Raw genomic sequence first — 26,292 nt, 5'->3', positions numbered from 1 at the left:
AAAAAGGTTTGTGGTGTAGAATTAAGGTTTGAGGTGTAAGGTTTAGGGTATAAGGTAATAAATTGCGAGGTTTTCTATGTTGGTTTGAATTGTTTTAAATTTGACCGACAACAATTCTTCCTCAACATGACCTATATAGAAAAATTGCAGGCGTTACGCGAGTTAATGACCGCTCAAGGTATAGATGCTTACATCATAACTGCTGCCGATCCGCATATCAGCGAATACCTGCCTGCGCATTATAAAGCCATCCCTTTTGCCTGTGGTTTTACAGGTTCGGCCGGTACTTTGGTGATTACCCATGATTTTGCCGGCCTCTGGACAGACTCCAGGTACTTTACGCAGGCCGAAACGCAATTGAAGGGTACGGGATATGAATTGGTAAAACTAAAAGTGCCACATACGCCCGAATATATCAGTTGGTTGAATGAGGTGTTACCAAAAGGCGCCAAAGTTGGCTTTAACTTCCAGTTGATCACAGTGGCATTGGCGATGGAATTGAAAAATAGCCTTCAACAGAACGGAATATCCGTAACAGATTTAGATTTAATCAGCAGCATCTGGATAGATAGGGTAGGGCTACCCGCAGAGAAAGCCTTTTTAATTGATGAGGCTGCAGCAGGATTAAACATTTCAGCAAAAATAGTACAGGTAAGAGCTGCTTTAAAGCAAAATGGAGCCGAATATCATTTTATTTCATCTCTTGATGATATTGCCTGGCTGTTTAACCTTCGGGGTAAAGATGTAGATTATAATCCTGTGGCATTAAGTTTCGCTTTGATTACACCTAACGAAGCAAAACTTTTCATCGATGAGCAAAAGCTGTCAGGAAATGATATGGAGCAACTAAATCAGCAAGGCGTAAGTTTGTTGCCATACCTGGAAATAAGCAATGCATTAACATTACTTCCGAATGATGCCGCAGTTTTTATTGATCCTAAACGAACCTGTTTTGGCCTTTACCAGCTTTTACCTAAAACCAATGAAATTATTTTCGGGATTAACCCGAGTACGCATCTTAAAAGTGAGAAGAACGAAACTGAAATCAGTCATATCCGCAAAGCAATGCTGCATGATGGTGTTGCGCTAACGAAATTCTTTAAGTGGTTGGAAGACTATTTAGGGAAAGAAAAGATCAGCGAATGGTCTGCAGCAGAGAAACTGGCTGCACTTAGGGCCGAACAGGCTTCTTTTGTTGGGCTGAGTTTTAACACCATTGCCGGATATAACGCTAATGGTGCACTGCCACATTATACCGTTACGCCGGAGAGCGATCAGGAAATTATTGGTGATGGTTTGTTCCTGGTTGATTCCGGAGGGCTGTACCGGTATGGTACAACCGATATTACCAGGGTAATGCCTGTTGGAAATTATAGCCAGCAACAAGCTGATGATTATACCTTGGTATTAAAAGGCCTAATTGAGGGTTCTAAACTGATTTTTCCGGCAGGTACAAAAGGTTATCAGATTGATTCCATCTGTAGAAAACCACTTTGGGATTATACCATAAATTTTGGTCATGGTACTGGTCATGGTATTGGTTTCTTCCTGAATGTACACGAAGGGCCTCAAACCATTAGTCCGGCTAACATAGATATTGCCTTTAAGCCAGGGATGGTAAATTCTATCGAACCAGGTATTTATCGTCCGGGAAGTCACGGTGTACGCCTTGAAAACCTGGTTTTATGCATTCCACACAGTAGTACCGAATTTGGCGATTTTCTCACCTTCGAAACCCTGACCTTATGTTTTATCGATACTACAATCGTAAACAAATCGCTTCTGGAAACATATCAGGTAAGCTGGTTAAATCAGTACAATCAGATGGTTTTTGATCAGCTACAACCATTATTATCTGTAGAGGAGGCCGAATGGCTGGAAGAGAAGTGTAAGGCTGTTTAATCTAGAAAGGCAGTCGCTACAGAAAGAATGTCATCTCTGCTGGAACGCTGTGGAATGGATCCTTCAACTCCGCTCAGGATTGACAATTCCAGCTGGAAAACGTCATCTCCGATAGCTATCTCGGGATGGATCTCTCTACTTCGTTGCAATCGATCGAGATGAAAACACTTATTTTTTTTGAGCCTTGTAACAAAGTTTTTGGTTTTTGAAATATTATTATATTCTGATAATCAGTTTTATATATTATTTTATACTGAAGTATTATTAATATAGATTCTGTTTAATTTTGATTATGAGTCTTTTAATGTAGAATATTCATAGTATTTAAGCTTTTCTATATCAATAAAAACTTAATTTAAAGTATCTATCTTTTTAATAATTAAAATAATATTCAGAATAATCTCAAAACGGTTTTGAAATCGACGACTTTTGTCAGATTTCGGCCTTATTTTTCGCATAACAGAAATTTATTTTCACTTTTATCATCTAACTTATAATTTGCAGATACCACCCATATTTTAGCCATTGAGTAAAATCTTACACGGATAACAATGGCTTTTGGGATATTTGCTTAACACTTATTATTATGTTTAAAAAAGAAGTTTACCTCCAACGACGTTCCGCCTTACAATCGAAAATAAATTCAGGAATATTACTCTTTTTGGGTAACGAAGATAGTCCGATGAATTATAAAGATAATACCTATCACTTCAGGCAGGACAGTACGTTTTTGTATTATTTCGGAATCAGCGAACCATCAGTGGCAGCCATTATCGATTTAGATGAAAATGAAACGATCCTTTTTGGTAACGAGATGGGCATTGACGATATCGTTTGGATGGGCAGGCAGAAAACCCTGGCAGAAAAAAGTGCTGATGCTGGTTTAGCCAAAGTATTGCCTTTAGATCAGCTTGATGTTTATCTGAAAAAATACCAGGAGAAAAAACGCTCCGTACACTTTTTACCACCATATCGTCCGGAGAATAAAATTAAGCTCGCCAGCTGGTTTAACATTCCGATTGATCAGCTTAAAGAACAGTCATCGCTTTCTTTTATAAAAGCTGTTGTTTCACAACGTTCAATTAAATCAGCTGAAGAAATAGTAGAGCTTGATCGCGCTGCATCAGTTTCGGCAGATATCCATTTAATGGTAATGCAAACGGCAAAACCTGGGATGTACGAACGCGAACTTGCAGCCAAAATCCAGGGCGAAGCTTTAGCTGCCGGAGGCAATCTGGCCTACCCGGTGATACTAACGGTTAGGGGCGAAATCCTCCATAACCATTACCATGGAAACCTGCTCAGTGAAGGCCAGTTAGTATTAAACGATTCTGGAGTAGAAACAGCCTTGGGGTATGCCGGCGACCTTACCCGTACTTTTCCGGTAGCTAAGAAATTCAGTGCCGAACAAAAAGATGTTTACGATATTGTGCTCAATGCCTATACCCATGCTAAAAACCTGTTGGCGCCCGGTGTAAGGTATTTGGATGTCCATCTGGCTTCCTGTAAAATGCTTGCTCAGGGCTTAAAGGACATCGGTTTGATGAAAGGAAACGTCGACGATGCCGTACAGGCCGGAGCACATGCCATGTTTTTCCAGTGTGGAACAGGCCACATGATGGGCCTCGATGTACACGATATGGAAGATTTGGGCGAACAATATGTGGGTTATACGGATGATTTATTGAAAAATACTACGCAGTTTGGTCTAAAATCACTGCGACTAGGCAAAGCGCTCGAAGCAGGGTACGTATTAACCGTTGAGCCTGGTGTTTACATCATTCCTGAATTAATCGACCGTTGGAAAGCGGCAAATCAATTTACCGAATTCATCAATTATGATAAACTGGAACAGTTCAGAAACTTTAGCGGCATCAGGGTGGAAGACGATTTTCTGGTTACCGAAAATGGCAGCAGGATGTTGGGCAAACACCTTGCATTAACTACCGACGAAATCGAATCGATCAGAAGCGGTGCTTATTAAAATAAATTATTCTTGCTGTCAGGTTACAAGAAGTCGTTATTGCGATGAGGCTTTTTCAGCCGAAAGCCTGTCCCGGTTTCGGGAAAGCAATCTTACAGCGATCGCTGTTTCACCTATCCTTTATTCGTGGGAGTATGGTATAACCACCTGACAGATTAAAAAGGTATTTTTGCAAAAGAATACCTTTTTTTGTAATCGAATGTCTCATAACTGTTATTTTAGCATGTTATTCAAGATGTAAAACTCAGGTGAGCTAAGGTGTCTAAGGTGGTCCATAAATTAACCTGCCAATTTTCATTTGATTGTTTATTGCATGTTATTCAAGATGTAAAACTCAGGTGAGCTAAGGTGTCTAAGGTGGTTAATAAAATAACCTGCCCATTTTCATATGATTGTTTATTGCGTGTTATTCAAGATGTAAAACTCAGGTGAGTTAAGGTGTCTCAGGTGGTCAATAAATTAACCTGCCCATTTTCATTTGATTGATTATTGCATGTTATTCAAGATGTAAAATTCAGGTGAGCTAAGGTGTCTAAGGTGGTCCATAAATTAACCTGAGCTGTTTAAGTTGATATTTCATTTAATTGATTTTTGCATGTTATTCAAGATGTAAAAATCAGGTGAGTTAAGGTGTCTAAGGTGGTCAATAAAATAAATCTTTACTGTTTAAATTCGACCACCTTAGTCACCTGAGAACATCTAAGCTGGTTGGTAATCCCATGATCAAGCCTCTTATCTTTGATACCATTAGGTATTTCTGCCTGATTGTTTCCTTTCATTACCTACCTGTTTTTTAAGTGGCTTATTTACGGCTGATATTGGTTAAAATCCAACGATCTCCGCTTGCCCTTATCTGCTACTTTTGAAAAAGTAATTTAAAAATGATCAGCTGAAATAATACGCTGATCAGTTAAACTAATGGTTTTATTAAAACTTCTATTAACCATATTATTAAAATTATAAGAATACATGAGTATTAAATGGACCGGGGTTTTCCCTGCTGTAACCACGAAATTTACAGCGAATGATGAATTGGATTTTGAGGCCTTCGATTTAAACATCGAAGCACAATTAGAAGCAGGTGCAGAAGGCATTATTTTGGGGGGATCGCTTGGCGAAGCAAGCGTACTTAGCGATGAAGAAAAATTCGGCTTGCTCTCACACACTTTAAGCCTGGTTAACGGACGCGTTCCTGTTTTACTGAACATTGCAGAGGCAACTACCAAAAAGGCGATAGAAGCGGCTAAAAAAGCAGAATCGCTTGGCGCAAACGGACTCATGTTATTGCCCCCTATGCGTTATAATGCTGCACCCGATGAAACGCTCGCCTTTTTTGGAGCCATTTGCAGAAAGTACACAGCTGCCGATTATGATTTACAACAATCCTGTCGACTACAAAATCGAGGTTACGCTTGATATGTTTGAAGTTTTAACAAAATATGAGAATATCCAGGCCATAAAAGAATCAACAAGGGACGTTTCAAATGTTACCCGTTTGATCAACCGTTTTGGCGATCGTTTTAAAATCTTTACCGGTGTAGATCCCCTGGCAATGGAAAGTATCGTAATGGGGGCAGATGGCTGGGTTGCTGGCTTGGTTGATGCTTTTCCCAAAGAAACTGTAGCGATTTTCAGGCTGATCAAACAAAACCGTATTGCCGAAGCCCTTACCATTTACCGCTGGTTTTTACCTGTTTTGGAACTCGACATACACCCGAAACTGGTACAGTACATCAAACTGGCTGAAGTAGCTACGGGACTGGGAACCGAAGCCGTTCGTGCACCACGTTTACCGGTGAGTGGGGCTGAAAGGGAAAAAGTATTAAAAATTATCAATGATGCATTGGCTGCCCGTCCGCAATTGCCGGCAGGGAGCTGGGGCAAGTAGTTTAAACAGCAAAATATGGATGGAAGAAATATTGCTGCCTGTAGCTACGTAGAAACTGAAGGAAAAAGTCTGAAAGCAATTAATCCGGCAACAGGTTTAACACTTGAAGGTGAGTTTTTTAAAGCAAACGAAAGTGATATTGAGGATGCTTTACATGCTGCAAATCAAGCTTTTTATGAATATAGAAATCTGAATAAAGATCAAAAAGCAGCTTTTTTAAATGCCATTGCCGACGAAATTACCACTATAGGCGAAGTGTTGGTTAACAGGGCCTCGGCAGAAAGTGCTTTGCCCTTAGGGCGTTTACAGGGTGAGTTGGGCCGCACTACCGGACAGTTAAGATTGTTTGCCAATCTGGTTGCAGAAGGCTCTTGGGTGGACGCGATAATTGATACTGCTTTACCTGAAAGACAACCCTTACCAAAGCCCGATATCAGGCGGATGCTGGTCCCCATTGGCCCGGTAGTGGTGTTTGGTGCTAGTAATTTTCCTCTGGCCTTTTCTGTTGCTGGTGGCGATACCGCTTCGGCGCTTGCTGCAGGCTGCCCTGTAATTGTAAAGGCACATCCGGCACATTATGGTACGAGCGCTTTAGTTGCCGCTGCGATCATAAAAGCCATTGAAAAAACAGGTGTGCCAAAAGGTATTTTTTCGATGTTATATGATGATGCTTATGCTGTGGGTGCTGCCTTGGTTCAGCATCCACTAACAAAAGCAGTAGCTTTTACGGGTTCTTTTAAAGGGGGGATGGCATTGATCAATCTTGCACAGCAACGGAAACAGCCTATCCCTGTTTTTGCTGAGATGGGCAGCATCAATCCTATTGTTTTTCTGCCTCAAGCTTTAGCAAACCAGGCAGAAGAACTGGCTAAAAAATACGCTGCATCGGTTACTTTAGGTGCGGGTCAGTTTTGTACCAACCCCGGTTTACTGCTGGCAGTTAAATCTCCGGCGTTAGAAAATTTTAAAAATTATTTACAAGAAGCCATCGCTGTTGTTCCACCTGCAACTATGCTTACTGGTGGGATTGCCGATAATTTCGCAAAGCTTTCTGCTCAGATAATTGATGAAGCAGGAGTTGAAGTTATCGCAGTTTCAAAGCTGATCAATAACGATCTAAAAAATCAATCTCAGGCAAAAATCGCTCAGGTAAGCGCCAATGATTTCATCGCAAATCCAAAACTCCGCGAAGAAATTTTCGGACCTTATTCCCTTTTGGTTGTGGCGGATGATATGGAAGAACTCGAAAAAACCATTGACGTATTGGAAGGACAACTCACCGTAACCTTAATGGCCGAAAAACAGGAGCTTCAGCATTATCAGGGCCTGATAAATAAACTCAGCGATAAAACCGGGAGGATTATTTTAAATGGTGTACCAACTGGTGTAGAAGTTTGTGCAGCCATGCAGCACGGCGGCCCTTTTCCGGCAAGCAGCGATAGCCGTTTCACTTCTGTAGGATCTACAGCCATCAACCGTTTTGTACGGCCATTAGCCTATCAGGATTGGGAGCAGGAATTATTGCCAGATGAGCTGAAAGACGGAAATCCCCTTGGTATCTATAGAACAGTAAATCAAAAAACAACAAAGTCCCATGAGTAAAAGCTTTTTTTGTGTAGATGCACATACCTGCGGAAATCCGGTTAGGCTGGTGGCCGGTGGTGGCCCGCAACTGATTGGTGCCAATATGAGCGAAAAACGCCAGCATTTTCTTAAGGAATACGATTGGATCAGAACTGGTTTAATGTTCGAACCTCGTGGCCATGATATGATGTCGGGCAGTATTCTCTATCCACCACACGATCCTGCCAACGATGTAGCTGTACTTTTTATCGAAACCAGCGGTTGTTTACCCATGTGCGGTCATGGCACCATTGGCACCATTACCATTGCAATAGAAGAAGGACTGATTCAGCCAAAAGTACCTGGTAAAATCAGGATGGAAGCGCCAGCCGGATTGGTATTGATCGAGTATAAACAGGAAGGAAAAAAGGTTAAATCGGTTAAACTTAAAAATGTGGCTTCTTACCTGGCTGCTGAAAATCTTCAGGTCGAATGCCCGGATTTGGGTTTGCTTACCTTCGATGTGGCTTATGGGGGCAATTTTTATGCAATAGTGGATCCGCAGGAGAATTTTCCCGGGCTCGAAAATTATTCAGCTTCGCAGTTGATTACCTGGAGCCAGACCATCCGCAAGCGCATTAATGAAAAATATACTTTCATCCATCCTTTAGATCCGACCATAAACGGCTGTAGTCATGTTTTGTGGACAGGTAAAACCATCGATCCTGCATCTACTGCCCGAAATGCTGTTTTTTATGGGGATAAAGCCATTGATCGCTCACCCTGCGGTACCGGAACATCTGCCCGTATGGCGCAGTGGCATGCCAAAGGTAAATTAAAAAAGGGGGAAGATTTTATTCACGAAAGTTTTATTGGTAGCAAGTTTACCGGCAGGGTAGAAGAAGAAGTAGAGTTGAACGGAATTAAAGCCATTATTCCAAGTGTAGAGGGCTGGGCAAAAGTATTTGGTTATAATACCATAAAAATCGATGCAGAAGATGATCCTTATGCGCACGGGTTTCAGGTGATTTAATCAGTTTTTAAAGTAATTTAAATTAAAAGAATGTCGAAGGTATTAATTATTGGTGGTGGGATTGTGGGTTTAACTTCTGCCTATTACCTGCAGAAAAAAGGTTATGAAGTTACTGTTTTAGACAAGGGCGATATTACCGATAACTGCTCTTTTGGTAACGCAGGGATGATTGTGCCGAGCCATTTTGTACCTCTGGCCGCGCCAGGAATGATTAAACAGGGCATCAGGTGGATGTTCAATAGCAAAAGCCCGTTTTATGTTCGACCTTCATTAAATGCAGGTCTTGTTAACTGGGGGTTAAAGTTTATGAAACACGCCACTGCAAAACATGTTAACCAGTCTGCTGTACCTCTGCGCGATCTTTCCCTGCTCAGCAAAAAGTTATACCAGGATTTAGCGAAAGAGCCCGAATTTGAATTCGAGCTCAGCCCTAAGGGTATTCTGGCTTTTTATAAAACAGAAAAAGCAGGCGAAGAAGAAGCCCATTTAGCCGCCAAAGCCATCGAATTAGGTCTTGATATGGCTGTATTATCGGCAGCACAATGCCAGGCCTTACAGCCTGATTTAAAACTGGATGTGCTGGGTGCCGTACATTATCGTTGTGACGCACACCTCTATCCAGCCAAACTGATGAATGCCCTGCTCAAATATTTAACTGATAACGGTGTAAAAATTGAACGCCGAAAAGAAGTAGATAAAATTGAGGTGACTGGTAACCGGATAATGAAAGTTTTTAGCGGTACCGAAGCCTGGGAGGCCGATCAATATGTAGTTGCCACTGGTTCATGGTCGCCGGCCGTAGCAAAAATGGCTGGTGTTAAAATTTCCTTAATGCCCGGCAAAGGTTATTCTTTTATGGAACCCGAACCGCAAAACCGGTTAACCATACCTGCATTATTATGCGAGGCCAGGGTAGCCATAACGCCTATGAACGGGCAGATCAGGTATGGTGGAACGATGGAGCTGGATAAGATCAATAACAGGATCAATATGCAGCGGGTTAAAGGTATTGTAGAATCGGTGCCGGCCTATTTTCCGGATTTAAAACCTGCACTTCCTGCCGAAAAAGAAATCTGGTATGGTTTCCGTCCATCCTCTCCCGATGGTTTACCCTATATCGGCAGAAGCGAAAAGAGAGAAAATCTGGTTATAGCCACAGGGCATGGGATGATGGGACTGAGTTTAGGCCCCGCAACCGGATTGCTTGTGAGTCAGATCATTGATGAGGCAGTTACTGAGTTGGAATTGAAACCTTTTGCTGTGTCGCGATAAAAAGAAGTCAAGTTTGTATAAATTGTTGTATTCAACAGGGAACTAAAAACTTGACTTCTTTGGTGTTCAATTTAAGAAGGTCAAATTGTAGAGCTCTTGACCGGTTTTTCTTTAAATATTACCAGATAATGGTAGTATTTTAACCTTATTTACGTTTTATTATGCGTTTTGAGTTAATATCGTTAAATTCAACTTGTAGTCGATAAGCTGAAATTAACCAAACCATGAAAGTATTACCATTTACCCTGCTTGTGCCCGACGATAAAAGTGTAATATCCGAGCACATCGAACTGCCTTATTTTTATCAGTACCTGCACAGGCACGATGAATGGCAGATTACTTATGTAGAAAGCGGTGAAGGAACATTAATTGCCGGTAACGACATGCATGCTTTCCGTTCAGGCGATATTTTTGTAATTGGTGCAAAACTTCCGCATTTATTTAAAAGTAATCCAGAGTATTTTTCGGCCGATAGCAATAAAACCATTAAAGCCTGTTCGGTTTACTTTAATCCCAATGGTATTCTGGCTTCTTTGTTTAATCTCCCGGAGATGAAAATGGTGAATGCTTTTCTGGCTAAAAACAAACATGGTTTTAAAGTTCCCTATGGTTTTGCCAAAAATTTAATTCCCAAAATTTTTAATGTTCACCAGGCATCCGGGGTTGATGTTGTATTTAACTTTCTGAAATTGGTTAATGGCCTGCAGGATCTGAACGAAAACGTAGAGTCGCTCTGTTCTGATCTCTATTCTTCTAATTTCAGCGAAAATGAAGGCATGCGTTTAAGTAAAATCATCAATTTTATCACCGAAAACTACAATAACCAGATCTCTTTAGAAGATGTGGCCAATACCGCTTTTATGACTCCGCAAGCCTTTTGCCGTTATTTTAAAAAACACACAGGCCATACTTTTATTTCTTTTTTAAACGAAGTTAGGATTAACGATGCCTGTAAAAGCCTCATTGCCGGAGAAAAGGCCGATTGCATTTCAGGCGTGGCATATAAAGCCGGTTTTAATAGTATTACCAATTTTAACAGGGTGTTTAAAAGTATTATCGGTCAGTCTCCAAGGGCCTACATCGATACGTACAATAGTGTGAGCCGGGTGAATTAGTTCATTGGTCATTGGTCGTTGGTTCATTGGTTAGTTGGTCATTTGTTCGTTGTTGATTGAAAACAGGTTAAGTGTGATAATACTATTGTTAAATTGTATGATTGTTAAATTGTTGACTGCCAACTGAAAACTGGTTCATTCATTCCTAATTGCTAACTGTAAACTTCCAACTGGAAACTGATTACCGCAGCTGTTGTCATCCTGAGCGGAGTCGAAGGATTTTGCAACAAGTCGTTCATCTATCTTCTGACCATTAAGAAATTAAGAACATTGAGGCTCCAAGGATATTTATTGATTCAACTGCAAATTGGTTAACTGTTTACCCTTTCGGCCCCCGAATGTTTGGGACAGGTTACGCTCAGGGGGGTAACTGCCAACTGAAAACTGGTTCACAGGTCATCCATTCATTCATCCATTCATTTATTCATTCATTCATTGGTCATTGTTAACTGCCAACTGGGAACTGATTACCGCAGCTGTTGTCATCCTGAGCGTAATCGAAGGATCTTTTGCAACAAGTCGTTCATCTATCTTCTGACCATTAAGAAATTAAGAACATTATGGCTCCAAGGATATTTATTCATTCAACTGCCAACTGAAAACGGGTTCATAGGTCATTCATTCATTCAGTCAATCATTCATTAATTTATTGGTCATTGTTAACTGTAAACTTCCAACTGGGAACTGATTACCGCAACTGTTGTCATCCTGAGCAGAGTCGAAGGATTTTGCAACAAGTCGTTCATTTATCTTCTGACCATTAAGAAATTAAGAACATTAAGGCTCCAGGGATATTTATTGATTCAACTGCAAATTGAAAACTGGTTCATAGGCCATTCATTCATTCATTCAATCATTCATTCATTGGTCATTGCTAATTGAAAACTGGCTAAATTAAACTCGGTTTGATACTTATTTCACCCTCGTTGACACTTATTTCACCCTCGTTGATACTTATTTTACCCTCATTGATACTTATTTCACCCTCGTTGGAACTAAATAAGCTCGGTTTGGAACTTATTTCACCCTCGTTGATACTTATTTTACCCTCATTGGAACTAAATAAGCTCGGTTTGGAACTTATTTCACCCTCGTTGATACTTATTTTACCCTCATTGGAACTAAATAAGCTCGGTTTGGAACTTATTTCACCCTCGTTGATACTTATTTTACCCTCATTGGAACTAAATAAGCTCGGTTTGGAACTTATTTCACCCTCGTTGATACTTATTTTACCGTCGTTGGAACCAATTAAGTTCGGTTTGGAACTTATTTCACCCTCGTTGATACTTATTAAGCTCGGTGTCGAACTTATTAAGTATCAAACAGATCTTCTGAAGATCGAAATCACATCATTTTTGTCATAAACGATAGAAATTAGGTCTAAAACATAATTCTAGAGCATCAAATAGCCTTGATTTATCCATGTTCAGATTCAATTTTGCTAAAAAAGAGCCAATGGTGAATAAATCATTTATATTTTAACTCACCCAGGCAGTCTGATTTTAACCATATCGATAAAAGTGACGTTTTATCCTGATAATTAACCCTTAATGTTATTCACTATATATAGGTAAAAATATTATGAACTAATCCTGATCCCGGTTATACCTTAAAAATAAATCCTTACTTTGGTACACAATAATATTCCCGCTAATTATCTTTTAATATGTTGCTAAGAATTAAAAAATCAGCCCTGTTTTTGTTTGTTTTATTATCTACTGCTTTAGTGGCCAATGCTTCAAAACAGGAGTTTTACCAGATTAAGATTTATCATTTAAAAACCGATGCACAGGAGAAAACGGTGGATGATTATTTGCAAAAAGCTTATTTACCCGCCTTACACCGCTCGGGCGTTACAAAGGTTGGGGTATTTAAGCCACTAGTGAGTGATCAAACCGCTGTTCCAGAAAAATTGATCTATGTGTTTATTCCCTTAAAGTCGTTAAACGGGGTTTTAGATCTCGAGAAGAAACTCGCCGGTGATCAGCAATATATTAGCGAGGGGAAAACATATTTAGATGCGGTATATACCGATGCCCCTTACGAACGTTTGGAATCTATCATTCTAAAAGCATTTGAAGACGCCCCTAAGTTTATGCTACCCAACTTAAAATCACCAATGAAAGAGCGGGTATATGAATTGAGGAGTTACGAATCGCCTACGGAGAAATATTACCAAAATAAGTTACAGATGTTTAACAAAGGCGATGAAATAGGCTTGTTTAAACGCCTGAATTTTAATGCTGTATTTTATGCTGAAGTAATTTCAGGCAGCCGTATGCCTAACCTCATGTACCTCACCACTTTCGAAAACAAGGCAGATAGAGATGCTCACTGGAAAGCTTTCTCAGCAGATGATTACTGGAAAAAACTTTCTGCCATGCCCGAGTACCAGCACAATGTTTCTAAAAACGATACCAAATTCGTGGTTCCAACAGATTACTCCGATATCTAGGGATTGATAGGTTAATTGGTCATTAGTCATTGGTGAATTGGTGAACTGGTCATTGGTTATTAGTTAACTGGTCATTGGTAAATTGGTCATTAGTTAACTGGTCATTGGTTAACTGGTCATTGGGGAATTGGTCATTGGTCATTGGTTATTTGGTCACTGGTAAATTGGTCATTGGTGAATTGGTCATTGTTCATTCATTTGTCAGTCCCGCAAGCCGTCCTCCTGAACTTGTTTCAGGATCTAAGAAGGAGCATTTCTTTAGAGATTGTGCCGGAAACTGTTAATTGAAAACTGATTATCGGCCTTAATGCCTTTGCTATAAATCACCTCATCGCTTAATATTAAATAGAAATCATTTGCTCAATAATGTTTGAGAATTTCGTAAAATCCAATGGTTTAGCTAAAAACATACAATTATTGGCAAAAGCATCAATAGCCTGACTTCCCTGCGCACCTAAGATAACCACATATTTTACACTGTTTTTGAGCATTCTTGCCACATCCAAACCCGACATATCCATTTGTACATCTAAAAAAAGAAAATCAATTTTACCGAAAGTCCAAAAGGCTGCCATCGCATCTACTTTATCTGTAAAGCTGCCTTTAAGTTCAAGTTTATCTATTTTGGAAACAAAATTTTCGAAAAGTGGTTTGCTCATGCGGCTGTCGTCAATAATTACGCAGCTATAAGGTTGAGAAATTGGAAAGTTCATTATAGTTGTTTTGCTGCACTATGCAAAATGCCTGCCACAGCTATGCTATTAATTTATGGATCATTTTTGGCAGAATGTGTAATTAATAACCCTTTGTTTTAGGCGAAGCCCTAAAATGCAGTTAAAACATTGTTTTTTTAACTCAATAACAGTTTTTTTTTTAATCGATCAATTTATTTTCTTTCTCCCGAAATGCATATCGACTGGAATTGTTTTAATTTTTTTACACAAAATCCATTTAATATTTCTCACTAACTCTTGTTTTTGTGACAAAATGCGTGTTGCTCAACCAGAAATGTATCCAATACTGTATGATTTTAAATCATGTAAAAGGGATAATGTAAAAGGGAAGATGGAAAATGTAAAATGGATGATGGAGACTGGTTAATAACCAAAAGCGATGGATTAATATCTGGCGTAAAACCTTAATGTCCTTAATTTCTTTATGGTTAGAAAATGGATGATGTAGTAATGGATAAGTCTTAAACTAATGACCAATGACTAATTCACAAAAGACCAATGACCAGTGCCCAATAAACCAACTAACCAGGTAAAAAATCAGATAGACAAACGATTGCGCGGTATTTGGCCCTAAAAACAGACCATTTCCTTACCTCTGTTTACTAACTTTATCAAAAAGCAGCTATAACAATTGGCCGGCCTGAATAAAAATATAACCAAATCAAACCATTAATGATCCTGCATTCTCTTCAAAAAACTTTTGGAACTTTAATTATTAGAAAAGCAATTTTAGCATCTGCTTTTCTTTCGCTAAGCTTTCCCTTATTTACGTCAGCTCAGGAAACCGCACAGAAAACAAGTGCTGTCGCTCAAAAAGGCATAAAAGTGACGGGCGTTAAAAAAATCAACACTACAACAGTAGAACTGCTGCTTTCCGACAATCAACGCTTAATGCTGGATTTTTATGGAGATAATATTTTCCGTCTGTTCGAAGACCCTACAGGCGGTTTCATCCGCGATCCTGAAGCAAAACCCGAAGCCAGAATTTTGGTAGAAAATCCGCGCAGATCAGTTTCGAAATTAGAACTGAAAGATGAGAATAATCAATTATTTATTTCCACTTCAAAAATTACCGTATTAATCGATAAAAATACCTCACTGATTAAAATCATCAATCTGGCTACCCAGAAAGTAGTTGCAGAAGAATTGGCGCCTGTTCAATTTGAAAAAGGAAAGGTAACTGTTTCCTTAAAAGAAAACCCCGAAGAGTATTTTTACGGTGGGGGTGTACAAAATGGCCGTTTCTCGCATAAAGGGAAAGCCATTTCTATTGAAAACCAAAACAGCTGGACGGACGGTGGTGTAGCCTCCCCAACACCGTATTACTGGTCTACCAATGGTTATGCTGTAATGTGGTATACCTTTAGTAAAGGAAATTACAATTTTGGCGCTAAAGAGAAAGGTTTAGTGAAACTGGCACACGAAAGCGATTATCTGGATGCCTTTTTTATGGTAAATGATGGTGCTGTAGCATTATTAAACGATTTTTATCAGCTTACCGGAAATCCAGTATTGTTGCCAAAATTCGGTTTTTATGAAGGACATTTAAACGCCTATAACCGCGATTTCTGGAAAGAGGATGAAAAAGGAACATTATTCGAAGATGGTAAGCGTTACAGGGAAAGCCAGAAAGATAATGGAGGCATAAAAGAATCGCTTAACGGCGAAAAAAACAATTACCAGTTTTCTGCACGGGCGGTGATCGATCGATACAAAAAACACGATATGCCTTTGGGCTGGGTACTCCCTAACGATGGTTATGGTGCAGGTTACGGGCAAACCGAAACTTTGGATGGCAACATTCAGAATTTAAAAGAATTTGGCGATTATGCACGTAAAAATGGTGTAGAGATAGGTTTATGGACGCAATCAGATCTGCATCCAAAATCAGGTATCAGTGCATTGCTGCAACGCGATATTATTAAAGAAGCCAGGGATGCCGGTGTTCGTGTTTTAAAAACTGATGTAGCATGGGTTGGAGCAGGTTACTCTTTCGGCTTAAACGGGGTGGCTGATGTTGGCCAGATTATGCCTTATTATGGCAATAGCAGCAGGCCTTTTATTATTTCGTTGGATGGCTGGGCGGGCACGCAGCGATACGCGGGCATCTGGTCGGGCGATCAAACTGGTGGTGTTTGGGAATATATCCGTTTCCACATTCCCACTTATTTAGGTTCAGGTTTATCCGGTCAGCCTAATATTACTTCTGATATGGATGGCATTTTTGGAGGCAAAAATCTGGTGATCAATACACGCGATTTTCAGTGGAAAACCTTTACTCCAATGCAATTAAACATGGACGGATGGGGCGCAAACGAAAAATATCCACATGCTTTGGGCGAACCTGTAGCGTCTATCAACCGGAATTACCTAAAATTGAAATCAGAACTCATTCCTTACACATACAGCGTTGCAAAAGAAGCATTAACAGGCTTACCAATCATCAGGGCCATGTTCCTTGAGTATCCAAATGCTTATACAAAGGGAATTTCTACGCAATATCAATATTTGTATGGTCCGTCGTTTTTAGTGGCACCAATTTATCAGTCCACTAAATCTGATGATAAAGGAAGTGACATCCGCAATGGCATTTACCTGCCGGAAGGAAGCTGGATCGATTATTTTACAGGTGAAAAATACGCCGGCAACAGCATTCTCAACAGTTTTGATGCGCCCATCTGGAAATTACCTGTTTTTGTGAAAAATGGAGCCATTATTCCAATGGCAAATCCAAACAACAATGTTTCTGAAATCAATAAAACAAACCGGATTTACGAGCTTTATCCTTTTGGCAAAACTACTTTCACCGAATACGACGATGATGGCATTACAGAAGCCTACAAAGTGGGGAAAGGTGCTTCAACCCTGATCGAATCAACACTCGATGAGAAAAATAATGCAATTGTTACCATTAATGCCACTAAAGGCGATTTCGAAGGTTTTGTGAAAGAGAAAACAACCGAACTGGTGGTAAATGTAACTGGAAAACCTAAAAAACTAACTGCAAAAATCGGAAAGGATAAAATTCGACTCACTGAGGTAAATACGAAGGATGAATTTTTTAAACAAAGTAACGTGTATTTTTACGATGCTGCTCCGGATTTAAACCGCTTTGCCACAAAAGGAAGTGATTTTGAAAAGGTGGTGATGACTAAAAATCCTCAGGTACTGGTTAAAATACAGGCAACAGATATCACTTTAAACCCTGTTACCGTTACCATAGAAGGATTTAAATTCAACCCTGCAGATAAACAACGTATCTCAACGGGTAAATTAACAGCGCCACTCAGCGCTGGTATTTCTGATAAAAACAGGGAAGCTTATACACTTACGCCAACATGGAAAAAGGTAGATAATGCCGATTTTTACGAGATTGATTTTAATGGAATGCATTACACCACCATCCGCGATACGGCATTGTTGTTTGAGGCTTTATCACCCGAAACTTCGTACACATTTAAATTGCGTGCAGCTAATAAAGAGGGTTATTCAGACTGGACCGAAATTAATGCAGTTACCAAATCGAACCCGCTTGAATTTGCCATTCAAGGGATTGTTGCCGAAACCACAGCCGAAAATCAGGGTGGAGAAGGCATCGATAAATTATTCGATTTTGACGAAGGTAATATATGGCATACCAAATGGGGTGCAAAATCGGTGCCGTTTGATATGGTAATCGATCTTAAATCAATCAACCAGCTGGATAAATTCCATTATTTGCCACGCAGCGGAAGAGGGAATGGGATATTGCTCAAAGGAAAGGTGTTTTACGGCAACAATAAAGAAAGCTGGACTGAAGCCGGAACTTTTGAATGGGCAAATAATGGCGATGTTAAAATATTCAATTTTGCAGCTCATCCTAGTGCACGTTACATCAAAATTGCAGTTGCCGATGGGGTAGGTGGCTTTGGATCAGGACGCGAATTATATGTATTCAAAGTTCCCGGTACCGAAAGTTATTTGCCGGGTGATATCAATAACGACCGTTTGATTGACCGGAACGATTTAACTTCTTATATCAATTATACCGGTTTGCGGAAAGGTGATGCCGATTTTGAAGGTTACATCAGTAATGGCGATATCAATAAAAACAACCTGATTGATGCCTACGATGTTTCTGTGGTGGCTACCCAGCTGGATGGAGGTGTAAAAGACACTAAAATTGACAAAGTTGCCGGCAAATTGGAAATCAGCACGGCTAAACAGGCATATAATAAGGATGAAATAATTGAGATAAAGGTCAAAGGAATCAACCTTAAATCGGTAAATGCATTAAGCTTTGCCCTGCCTTACAATGCTCAGGATTATGATTTTGTGAGTGTGCAGGCTTTAAATGTAAAGCAGATGGACAACCTTACCAATGATCGTTTACACACCAACGGCGATAAGGTATTATATCCAACTTTTGTAAACGTTGGTAATAAAGAAACATTAAGCGGAACAAACGATTTATTTATCCTGAAACTAAAAGCGAAACATAAACTTCAGTTTAACCTGAAAATTAAAGATGGACTGTTAGTTGATAAAGACCTGAATACCTTTAAGTTTTAGTAAACAAATATAAAATTGTCATGCTGAGGAATAATTTATTGTATAAAAATCAATATTATTGACAGATAAGTTAACGAGTAACTCCTTAAAAAATACCGTCATTTCGAGCGGAGTGCAACGTAGTCGAGAACCCGTAGGCTCTGCGAAGCAAAATCTATCTCGAGGTAGATCTCTCCGCTTCGCTTTGCTCCGGTCGAGATGACGAGTTTTTTATTGGAGTCTGTCAATGGTAGCCTGTCGAAGGACCCGCCCTAACATTGTATCTGGCATTTCGATAGGCTCAACGTAACAAATTATTAAAGAAAATACGATTGTAATACAACGTCGTTTTTCATTTTAGAACAAATAGACGTGATGAAATTATTTAACGACATCCGTTAATGTCTGTTTTCTGATTCTGCTCAGTGTTTCCAGCCTCATGCCGATGAACGATGCAACATATTTGAGCGGTACCCGGTTAATCAGATGTGGATAGGAGACTAAAAAGCGTTTATAACGTTTTAAAGCAGTTGGTAACCTGCAGATATAAGCCCTTTCTGTTGCACCCTGAAAATAAATTTCCGTCATTTTACGGCCAACATAGTTTGCGATGGGGAAATTCTCATAAAGTAGTTTCGACATTTCGTGGGGGATGGCAATCGCAAACACAGGATCGATGGTTTCGATATATTCATCAGATGTTTCATTTTCCCACAAATTCCGGATAGTTCCTGCCAGTTCATTTTCTGCAACAATCCACGTGGTAATTTTTTTATTCCCCATTTTAAGATAACCATGTACTGCGCCTTCAAGGATAAGGTAAATGTAACGGTTCTGTTTTAAGGGCGATGCAATGTGTTTATTCTTTCCAAAACGAACAGGGAAGGTATAGGTATTAATAATGTTTTCAATTTCGGGACTAAGTGGATGGTAAGATTTAAAGACTGTTATCAGTGGCGAAAAACCACCAAATGCAACCCATTTATCTTCACCATAAATATTTTCAATATTCATTGGGGAAACTTCTGCGTATATGTAAAAATGAAAATAATAAAAAGAATAAAAAAATGGTCAGGCTGATTAACAACTTTTAGGAATGTTAATGGAGAGCTTAATAATTTATACTAAAACTGTTTTGTGGAGGGTAATTGTTTAATCGGGAAAAGCATACATCAAAAGGTTCGTAGAGGTTAAAAACATAATTGTTTTACAGTTTTGTTTAATTCAAATACAAAGTAGATAAAAAACTAATTTAAAAACGATTTTTTTTTATATCGTTTAACATTTTGAACCATAAAGATTTAAGCCTGTTTTATTTAATTAGTGTTAATTTTTTATTAAATATATTGTGTTTATTCTTTGCGCAAATAGATTTAATTTCTATCTTTGCAGCCCTGCAAGGGGGATAAATGATTCCGTAGCTCAGCTGGTAGAGCATTACACTTTTAATGTAGTGGTCCTGGGTTCGAATCCCAGCGGGATCACAGATTGATCCAGATGCGAACATGAAAATGTTCGCATTTTTTTTGCCAAAAAAAATGGGATGAGAAGTAGGATCCCGATTTTTCTTCGGGAAATCCCAGCGGGATCACAGAAAGCTTCACAGAAATGTGGAGCTTTTTTGTTTTATTCCCGGTTTAAAATAAAATTTGATTTTATCATTCTCATCATATTAATTTCGATTGCCGGCACAACAACTATTGCCTTTTTAACAGTAGGTTTCCAGGCATATAAAGCGGCAAAAGCCAATCCGGTTGAGGCTTTGAAATATGAGTAAACGAAAATAGAGACTAATCAAGTAAAAGAAAGTCGATCTAATTCTATTAACTTAAATAATAGGATTAAAGACTTTAAGATCTTTGATGCGCTCAAAATCGGCTGTATTACGTGTATAAATATTTAAATTATATACCAATGCTGTTGCACCGATAAGGCTATCACCTAGTTTTAGGTTATATTTCTTCCGTAAATTAATGGCTTGATTGAATATATTTTGATTTGGAAGAAGAATTGGTACATAGGCAAAAACATCTTGGAAGTATTTATCCTCTTCCTTTTTTAACGCATGATAACCAAGTACCTCAATACGTGAAATTTCGGAAACCATACACGATTGATCGATAATAAGTTTCCTTAAAAAATCAAATTCATTTAAATAAGAATAAATAATAATATTGCTATCTAAAAGGAAAGCCATTTTTATAAAAGTGGAAGATTGCGATCTTCTCGCTGATTTTTTTCCCATTCAGCTGCATCACCAAAAGATGACTTTTCTTTTGCTTTGAAATCTAAAATCTGCTTTTTAAGTGCGTCTTTTTGGCTATCACCTAACTCTGCTCCGTTCTGCTCAATCATTATATTTAGTTTCTTAGCTAATGCAATAATTTTAGCCAGACTTTCCTGATTGTTGGATTTTAAAGTAAGTTCCATAGTATGATGTACTTGTATATACAAAAATACTAAAAATAACTTTGTTTTCGTAACCAGCTTTTGCCTGTCATTATTGAAAATAGTGACATTTCAAACAAAGTAAGATTGGCATTTTGAACAAAGCGACCTGTTGTTAAGCCCGTTACTTTTGTTGTGTATTAAAACAATAAAAAATGAAAAACAATAATTACAACGGTGCATTACAACAACCAATTGGTTCAGGATTTAATGCAACTTCGACAACAAATGAAGTAATAAAAGGGATCAGCCTAAAAGGAAAAACAGCAATTGTTACCGGAGGCTATGCAGGTATAGGTTTAGAAACCACTAAAACATTCGTACAGGCAGGGGCAACAGTGATTGTACCGGCCCGCGACATTGAAAAAGCTAAAAAGAACCTTGCCGGATTAGTTAATGTAGAAGTTGAAGCCATGGATTTAATGGATTTTGACTCGATTAATGCTTTTGCCGAAAAGTTTTTAGCCAGTAATCGTCCCCTTGATTTGCTGATCAACAATGCCGGTATTATGTGGGTGCCTTTACGCAGGGATGCCCGTGGTTACGAATCGCAGCTTTCTACCAATCACTTAGGGCATTTTCAACTCACTGCCAGGTTATGGCCGGCACTTAAAAAAGCGAACAGTGCAAGAGTGGTAAACGTATCTTCATACGGACATCAGATTGCGCCTTTCAATTTCGATGATCCTAATTTTGAACATCACGAATATCAGACTCTGTTAGGTTACGGACAGTCGAAATCAGCCAATAACCTTTTTGCGGTTGAACTGGATGCGCGCGGTGCCAAATCAGGAATCAGGGCTTATTCATTACATCCGGGTTCAGTTAACCATACCGATTTAGGGAGAGAAGCCCCAATGGAACTTTACCAGCAGATGGGTACACACGATGCAGATGGAAATATTTTTCCAGAGGTAGAAAAGAAACTGAAACAGCTTTCGCAAGGTGCAGCCACTACCGTTTGGTGTGCCACAAGTTCTTTATTAAACGAAATTGGCGGGGTTTATTGCGAAGATGCAGATGTTGCCGAACTGGATTTGGGCAATATTGAGCACCAGATGTCTGAACCTTCTACCTTGCGTGGTGTACAGCCATATTCTGTTGATGAGGCCAATGCGAAACGCCTCTGGGATTTAAGCGAAGCATTATTAGGCATCACTTTCAAAGCCGGTTAATCAAACCGATTATTCGTATTTTAGCTTATAATTTAAACCGATCAGCATACCGATAATGGAATTTCAAACAAAATATATAACACCCGAAATTAAACTTTCCTGTTATGAAGATAAGTTGTTTAAAACGGAAGTGGTATTTGATAACCACATGCTGATCTGGTTTATCTCCGGCGAAACTAAAATCATTGAAGCTGATAAAGAGCATGTTTTTAATGCCGGGGATATTTTTCTAATCCCGAGAAATCAACTGGCTACCATTATTAATTACCCAAAAGATGGCCAACCGCATAAAACCGTAGTAATGCATTTATCGGCCAAACGTTTGCGCGATTTTTATGCCAACATAACCCTGAAGCCACAATTACAGGTATCGCAGAAAATATTGAGCTTTAGTCACCACCCTTTGCTCGAAAGTTGTTTAGCCTCTTTAATTCCATATTTCGATCTTCAGCAAAACTTTCCGGAGCATATTGCAGCAATGAAAATTAACGAAGCCATTAGCATTCTCCGGTTTATTGACGAAGGAATAGACCAGGTTTTAGCCGATTTTCAGGAACCGGGCAAAATTGACCTTGTCGATTTTATGGAAAAGAATTTTATGTTCAATATGCCATTGGAGAAATTCGGTTACCTGATGGGACGAAGTTTATCAACCTTTAACCGCGATTTTAGAAAGGCCTTTAACCTCTCGCCGCAAAGGTGGCTCACCAGAAAACGGCTCGAACTGGCGCATTATAAACTGGTAGAAAAGCATAAAAAGCCTGTTGAAGTGTATATGGAATCTGGTTTTGAAGACCTTTCACACTTCTCTTTTGCTTTTAAAAAGGAGTTTGGGTATGCGCCTTCTGCTTTGGTTAGGTAAAAGAACTATCTTCTAAGAAAGCCGTCACCTTGAATTTATTTCAGGGTCTTAACTGCGTGAAAGATGCTGATCCCGAAACTTCGGGACAGCATGACGATTGTGTTAAAAAACTTAAGACCTTTTCCTCACAACTTCCTCAAATTCTCCAAAGAGGCAATAATCTTTCTTTGGCTTTTGATGGTTTCTTCACTAAGTTCGAGCAGCCTGTTTTTCTCCTTAATCAGTTCTTTTAGCTGGTTAAGTTCCTGATGGTTCTGTATCACGGTATCGATTTTGAACCGGGCAAGGTCTTCATCTTTACGGTAATACTCGAAAAAATTAACGCCAAGCTTTACCGAAATACGCTTTAATAATTCGGTATCTATTGATGCAGATTTTAGTAAAGTACCAACCCGGTGTTTGGTAATGCCTGCCGCTGTAGCAAGTTCCTCTCTGCTGATGGACTTTACTTTCATTTCTTTCCAGATCAGCAAACCAATATTAATGCCCATTATTTCTTTTTTGATTCAAAACCGTATAAACCATTTTGGTATAAATACGAGGCCATCTGGTAATTGGTTATCGCTTCGTTAATTAATTTTTGATCTGCAGGTATGGTTACGGCATTTCCGGTAGTAAAATCAGGTTTATAGGTTGCTGCTTTTTTATTGGGATCAAGGATGATCAATTTGCCATTCTTAATATAACCTAAACTTTGATAGGTACTGATAAAGGCCCTTTCGTCGCTATTTTTCATCCTGAAAACATCCTGACCGAAAAATTTGCTGTTATAACTGAAATTCAGGTAGCCTAAAATTGTTGGACCAATATCAATCTGTGCGGTTAATTTTTCAAACTTACCCGGTGTTATATGTCCCGGGCTGTAGAAAATCATCGGTATGTGATATTTATCTACCGGAAGCTGTACTTTACCCGCGCTGGAGGCACAATGATCGGCTACAATGACAAATAAAGTATTCGAAAACCATGGCTTCTGTTTCGCCTCACGGATAAATTTCCCGATTGCATAATCGGTGTATTTAACTGCGCCTTCGCGGCCGGTATGCGATGGGATATCGATCCTTCCTTCGGGGTAAGTGTAGGGGCGGTGGTTAGAAACCGTCATAATCTGCGCAAAAAATGGCTTGTTATTTTTATAATCTTTATCCAGTTCACGTAGCGATAGGGTAAACAAATCTTCATCGGCAACACCCCATATATTCGAATAATGAATTTCAGCGTCCTGTAGTGCACTTCTATCCGTTACCTCATAGCCATTATTAGAGAAAAACTCGTTCATGTTATCGAAATAGCCGTAACCACCATAAATGAACCTGCTGTTATAACCTTTATCGCGGAATACACTGCCCAAAGTAAACAGGTTATGGTTATCCGGCCGTTTCACAATCGATTGTCCGGGCGTAGGAGGGATGCACAAGGATAGTGCTTCCAGGCCGCGTACCGTCCGTGTTCCCGATGCATACAAATTATCAAAAAGTAAACCTTCTTTTGCCAGCGAATCGAGCTGTGGTGTAATGTGCTGTGTGTTGCCAAAAGCAGTCATAAACTCCGCACTTAAGCTTTCTACGCTGATAAGTACCACGTTCATTTTATTTTCAGTTCCTGTGTTGCTGATGTTTCTCGAGGTATTTTTGAATGTTGAAGTAGAATCCTCCTGTAACAAATGGCTCAGGATTGATTCGGTTTTTTTAATTGGCAACGTTTTATAAAAAGTATTATAATCGAGCTGGTTATTCCAAAAAGCAAAACCGAAGTCGTACATCCCATTACCCGAAAGTTCGTTTACATACTGGTTTTTGCTCAAGTATTTTAACTTATGGCTTACACAGAAATAGGTAAATACCGGCAGGCATAAAAGTACCAGTGCTATTTTTGTCCGTTTGCCAAAACTGCTTTTGCCGGTGGTAGATGGTGTGATATAGTTCCTTAACAGATAAACAGCCAGGGCCGTAACAACCACCAGACCCACCATAATACTGTTGATAGGATAAGACTGACGGATATTTCCGATTACTTCTGTGGTATACACCAGATAATCAACTGCTATAAAATTATAACGTACCGAAAATTCCTCCCAGAAAAACCATTCAGAAACGGCATTGAATATTAGCGTGAAAACGACGAAGAAAAAATAGATAAACAACAATATCCTGCTGAATTTACGGTTGTACCATTTGGATGGCATTAACCATAAATAAATTACAATCGGAATTACGGCAAAAGATGCGGCCGCGAGATCGTAAAACAGTCCGATAATGAAGATTTTAAGTAAATTAAGTATCGACCAATCAACAGATGATGCACTATAAACCAGCAGAGAAAGCCTGGTAAGTAATGAGATGCCGCATAATAAGGCTGAAACAAGGAATACAGGGCCAAATCTGTTATTTAGTATTTTATTTATTTTTTGTTTAATGCTCATATTAGTGCTGGATCCAAAATTCTGAAATACCTACCGATACTTTTTTGTAAGTAAGGGGCGAAGGTAAGTTCCAATTCTGAAGGAATCCTGAAGGTTTGGTTAGTGTTTAAAGATATTAATAAGTAAGCGACTTAACAATTTCTTAAAATAAGAATGTTTACAGTGCTAAAATGCTATGTTATGTATGCTACAGTTTTTCTTCAGAATTGAGCACTACTATTGTGTGTTTATTGGAGATGGATAAATGGAAAAAGAGCATGAACTATTGCTGAAAAAGACCGAAGCATTCGTTAAAGAACTATTAGAAAAAGAGCTGCCGGAATATATGTACTTCCATAATTTTGAGCATACCCTATTGGTAGTTGAGGGTATTAAACTCATTGGTAAACAAAGTAATGTTGCTGAAATTGATTTATTCCTGCTCACTTTGGCTGCATTTTTACATGATGTTGGCTATACCAAACAATACATCGGGCATGAGCTGGCCGGTACAGAAATTGCCAGAACATTTTTGCTCCAAAACGATTTGGATCCCCTTCAGGTCGGCATCATTACAGGTTTGATTTTAGCAACCAGATATCCGCAGTTACCAAAAAATAATTTGGAGGAAATTATCTGTGATGCCGATTTTTATCATTTCTCGCTACAAAATTATATTGGTTTTGCCGAAAAGCTTAAAAAAGAGTGGGAAGAAAGCCTGCATTTGCTATACAATGATAGAGAATGGGATGCGATTAATTTAGATATGCTTGCCGGCCACCAATATTTTACCGGTTATGGTAAAAAGGTACTCCAAAAGAAAAAAATCCTGAACATCGAAAAACTGGTACAGCGTTTTACCTAACCGGCTTAAAACTGTATATTCAAACTCCGGTTTTTAATAATACGCATTAAGAAACATATCTT

20 protein-coding genes and 1 tRNA gene are annotated in these 26,292 nt (G+C 39.1%); 15 read left to right on the top strand and 6 right to left on the bottom strand.

What is annotated here, in order from left to right; translation table 11 throughout:
• Positions 1-126: 126 nt before the first annotated feature.
• The 9 genes from DRW42_RS16035 to DRW42_RS15995 all read left to right on the top strand — a co-directional run bounded on the left by DRW42_RS16035 (position 127) and on the right by DRW42_RS15995 (position 13,215).
• Positions 127-1,902: an aminopeptidase P family protein gene (locus DRW42_RS16035; protein ID WP_113949845.1), complete on the top strand. Its 1,776-nt coding sequence runs from the start codon at positions 127-129 to the stop codon at positions 1,900-1,902.
• 586 nt (positions 1,903-2,488) lie between these two features.
• Positions 2,489-3,886: an aminopeptidase P family protein gene (locus DRW42_RS16030; RefSeq protein ID WP_113949844.1), complete on the top strand. Its 1,398-nt coding sequence runs from the start codon at positions 2,489-2,491 to the stop codon at positions 3,884-3,886.
• A 969-nt stretch (positions 3,887-4,855) separates the two neighbouring features.
• Positions 4,856-5,302: a dihydrodipicolinate synthase family protein gene (locus DRW42_RS29320; protein WP_244215299.1), complete on the top strand. Its 447-nt coding sequence runs from the start codon at positions 4,856-4,858 to the stop codon at positions 5,300-5,302.
• A complete protein-coding gene (locus DRW42_RS29315; protein ID WP_244215298.1) occupies positions 5,256-5,774 on the top strand; it encodes a dihydrodipicolinate synthase family protein in 519 nt (172 codons plus the stop codon). Before DRW42_RS29320 ends, DRW42_RS29315 begins: the two co-directional genes overlap by 47 nt.
• A gap of 15 nt (positions 5,775-5,789) precedes the next feature.
• The gene (locus tag DRW42_RS16020; RefSeq protein WP_113949843.1) at positions 5,790-7,376 is read left to right on the top strand and encodes an aldehyde dehydrogenase (NADP(+)); all 1,587 of its coding nucleotides are present in this window, start codon (positions 5,790-5,792) and stop codon (positions 7,374-7,376) included.
• Positions 7,369-8,370, top strand: coding sequence for a 4-hydroxyproline epimerase (locus DRW42_RS16015; protein WP_113949842.1), 1,002 nt, complete (start codon positions 7,369-7,371; stop codon positions 8,368-8,370). The genes DRW42_RS16020 and DRW42_RS16015 overlap by 8 nt, the downstream gene beginning before the upstream one ends.
• A gap of 30 nt (positions 8,371-8,400) precedes the next feature.
• Positions 8,401-9,642 (top strand): NAD(P)/FAD-dependent oxidoreductase, encoded by a 1,242-nt coding sequence (locus tag DRW42_RS16010; protein WP_113949841.1) that lies wholly within the window; start codon positions 8,401-8,403, stop codon positions 9,640-9,642.
• 224 nt (positions 9,643-9,866) lie between these two features.
• Positions 9,867-10,757 (top strand): AraC family transcriptional regulator, encoded by an 891-nt coding sequence (locus DRW42_RS16005; protein ID WP_113949840.1) that lies wholly within the window; start codon positions 9,867-9,869, stop codon positions 10,755-10,757.
• 1,702 nt (positions 10,758-12,459) lie between these two features.
• The gene (locus DRW42_RS15995; RefSeq protein ID WP_244215297.1) at positions 12,460-13,215 is read left to right on the top strand and encodes an NIPSNAP family protein; all 756 of its coding nucleotides are present in this window, start codon (positions 12,460-12,462) and stop codon (positions 13,213-13,215) included.
• A gap of 341 nt (positions 13,216-13,556) precedes the next feature.
• Here the strand turns inward: DRW42_RS15995 and DRW42_RS15990 are convergent, their stop codons facing one another.
• The gene (locus DRW42_RS15990) at positions 13,557-13,928 is read right to left on the bottom strand and encodes a response regulator (RefSeq protein WP_113949838.1); all 372 of its coding nucleotides are present in this window, start codon (positions 13,926-13,928) and stop codon (positions 13,557-13,559) included.
• Between the two features lie 693 nt (positions 13,929-14,621).
• Here DRW42_RS15990 and DRW42_RS15980 point away from each other — a divergent pair.
• Positions 14,622-18,500, top strand: a complete 3,879-nt coding sequence (locus tag DRW42_RS15980; RefSeq protein WP_113949836.1) for a TIM-barrel domain-containing protein — start codon at positions 14,622-14,624, stop codon at positions 18,498-18,500.
• Between the two features lie 360 nt (positions 18,501-18,860).
• On the opposite strand, the gene DRW42_RS15975 is transcribed toward DRW42_RS15980, so the two are convergent.
• The gene (locus tag DRW42_RS15975; RefSeq protein WP_113949835.1) at positions 18,861-19,493 is read right to left on the bottom strand and encodes a Crp/Fnr family transcriptional regulator; all 633 of its coding nucleotides are present in this window, start codon (positions 19,491-19,493) and stop codon (positions 18,861-18,863) included.
• Between the two features lie 397 nt (positions 19,494-19,890).
• Between DRW42_RS15975 and DRW42_RS15970 the strand changes: the two genes are divergently transcribed.
• Together DRW42_RS15970 and DRW42_RS15965 are read left to right on the top strand one after the other, a co-directional pair.
• Positions 19,891-19,963 (top strand) — tRNA-Lys (locus tag DRW42_RS15970).
• A 59-nt stretch (positions 19,964-20,022) separates the two neighbouring features.
• Positions 20,023-20,256 carry a hypothetical protein gene (locus tag DRW42_RS15965; RefSeq protein ID WP_113949834.1) on the top strand — a complete coding sequence of 78 codons (234 nt, stop codon included), beginning with the start codon at positions 20,023-20,025 and terminating at the stop codon, positions 20,254-20,256.
• A 51-nt stretch (positions 20,257-20,307) separates the two neighbouring features.
• On the opposite strand, the gene DRW42_RS15960 is transcribed toward DRW42_RS15965, so the two are convergent.
• Together DRW42_RS15960 and DRW42_RS15955 are read right to left on the bottom strand one after the other, a co-directional pair.
• Positions 20,308-20,676, bottom strand: a complete 369-nt coding sequence (locus DRW42_RS15960) for a type II toxin-antitoxin system VapC family toxin (protein WP_158544357.1) — start codon at positions 20,674-20,676, stop codon at positions 20,308-20,310.
• A gap of 2 nt (positions 20,677-20,678) precedes the next feature.
• Positions 20,679-20,909: a hypothetical protein gene (locus DRW42_RS15955; protein ID WP_113949832.1), complete on the bottom strand. Its 231-nt coding sequence runs from the start codon at positions 20,907-20,909 to the stop codon at positions 20,679-20,681.
• A gap of 173 nt (positions 20,910-21,082) precedes the next feature.
• Here DRW42_RS15955 and DRW42_RS15950 point away from each other — a divergent pair, with 173 nt between their 5' ends.
• Positions 21,083-22,102: an SDR family NAD(P)-dependent oxidoreductase gene (locus DRW42_RS15950; protein ID WP_113949831.1), complete on the top strand. Its 1,020-nt coding sequence runs from the start codon at positions 21,083-21,085 to the stop codon at positions 22,100-22,102.
• 55 nt (positions 22,103-22,157) lie between these two features.
• Positions 22,158-22,964 (top strand): AraC family transcriptional regulator, encoded by an 807-nt coding sequence (locus DRW42_RS15945; protein ID WP_113949830.1) that lies wholly within the window; start codon positions 22,158-22,160, stop codon positions 22,962-22,964.
• A 125-nt stretch (positions 22,965-23,089) separates the two neighbouring features.
• Here DRW42_RS15945 and DRW42_RS15940 read toward each other — a convergent pair whose 3' ends face one another.
• Positions 23,090-23,455, bottom strand: coding sequence for a helix-turn-helix domain-containing protein (locus DRW42_RS15940; protein WP_113949829.1), 366 nt, complete (start codon positions 23,453-23,455; stop codon positions 23,090-23,092).
• Entirely contained in the window at positions 23,455-25,386 is a 1,932-nt protein-coding gene (locus DRW42_RS15935) for an LTA synthase family protein (RefSeq protein WP_113949828.1), read from the bottom strand. The genes DRW42_RS15940 and DRW42_RS15935 overlap by 1 nt, the downstream gene beginning before the upstream one ends.
• A 244-nt stretch (positions 25,387-25,630) precedes the next feature.
• Between DRW42_RS15935 and DRW42_RS15930 the strand changes: the two genes are divergently transcribed.
• Entirely contained in the window at positions 25,631-26,230 is a 600-nt protein-coding gene (locus DRW42_RS15930) for an HD domain-containing protein (protein ID WP_113949827.1), read from the top strand.
• The last annotated feature ends 62 nt before the right edge of the window (positions 26,231-26,292 follow it).

Origin of the sequence: Pedobacter miscanthi (assembly GCF_003315595.1) — a bacterium.
In the GTDB taxonomy this organism is placed as follows: domain Bacteria; phylum Bacteroidota; class Bacteroidia; order Sphingobacteriales; family Sphingobacteriaceae; genus Pedobacter; species Pedobacter miscanthi.
This window is presented reverse-complemented; position numbering and strand designations above follow the sequence as displayed.

Excerpts from the sequence above, each read along its gene's own strand:
- DRW42_RS16035 (WP_113949845.1), top strand. The coding sequence starts at position 127 with ATGACCTATATAGAAAAATTGCAGGCGTTACGCGAGTTAATGACCGCT.
- DRW42_RS16030 (WP_113949844.1), top strand. The coding sequence starts at position 2,489 with ATGTTTAAAAAAGAAGTTTACCTCCAACGACGTTCCGCCTTACAATCG.
- DRW42_RS29320 (WP_244215299.1), top strand. The coding sequence starts at position 4,856 with ATGAGTATTAAATGGACCGGGGTTTTCCCTGCTGTAACCACGAAATTT.
- DRW42_RS29315 (WP_244215298.1), top strand. The coding sequence starts at position 5,256 with ATGATTTACAACAATCCTGTCGACTACAAAATCGAGGTTACGCTTGAT.
- DRW42_RS16020 (WP_113949843.1), top strand. The coding sequence starts at position 5,790 with ATGGATGGAAGAAATATTGCTGCCTGTAGCTACGTAGAAACTGAAGGA.
- DRW42_RS16015 (WP_113949842.1), top strand. The coding sequence starts at position 7,369 with ATGAGTAAAAGCTTTTTTTGTGTAGATGCACATACCTGCGGAAATCCG.
- DRW42_RS16010 (WP_113949841.1), top strand. The coding sequence starts at position 8,401 with ATGTCGAAGGTATTAATTATTGGTGGTGGGATTGTGGGTTTAACTTCT.
- DRW42_RS16005 (WP_113949840.1), top strand. The coding sequence starts at position 9,867 with ATGAAAGTATTACCATTTACCCTGCTTGTGCCCGACGATAAAAGTGTA.
- DRW42_RS15990 (WP_113949838.1), bottom strand. The coding sequence starts at position 13,928 with ATGAACTTTCCAATTTCTCAACCTTATAGCTGCGTAATTATTGACGAC.
- DRW42_RS15980 (WP_113949836.1), top strand. The coding sequence starts at position 14,622 with ATGATCCTGCATTCTCTTCAAAAAACTTTTGGAACTTTAATTATTAGA.
- DRW42_RS15975 (WP_113949835.1), bottom strand. The coding sequence starts at position 19,493 with ATGAATATTGAAAATATTTATGGTGAAGATAAATGGGTTGCATTTGGT.
- DRW42_RS15965 (WP_113949834.1), top strand. The coding sequence starts at position 20,023 with ATGAGAAGTAGGATCCCGATTTTTCTTCGGGAAATCCCAGCGGGATCA.
- DRW42_RS15960 (WP_158544357.1), bottom strand. The coding sequence starts at position 20,676 with ATGGCTTTCCTTTTAGATAGCAATATTATTATTTATTCTTATTTAAAT.
- DRW42_RS15955 (WP_113949832.1), bottom strand. The coding sequence starts at position 20,909 with ATGGAACTTACTTTAAAATCCAACAATCAGGAAAGTCTGGCTAAAATT.
- DRW42_RS15950 (WP_113949831.1), top strand. The coding sequence starts at position 21,083 with ATGAAAAACAATAATTACAACGGTGCATTACAACAACCAATTGGTTCA.
- DRW42_RS15945 (WP_113949830.1), top strand. The coding sequence starts at position 22,158 with ATGGAATTTCAAACAAAATATATAACACCCGAAATTAAACTTTCCTGT.
- DRW42_RS15940 (WP_113949829.1), bottom strand. The coding sequence starts at position 23,455 with ATGGGCATTAATATTGGTTTGCTGATCTGGAAAGAAATGAAAGTAAAG.
- DRW42_RS15935 (WP_113949828.1), bottom strand. The coding sequence starts at position 25,386 with ATGAGCATTAAACAAAAAATAAATAAAATACTAAATAACAGATTTGGC.
- DRW42_RS15930 (WP_113949827.1), top strand. The coding sequence starts at position 25,631 with ATGGAAAAAGAGCATGAACTATTGCTGAAAAAGACCGAAGCATTCGTT.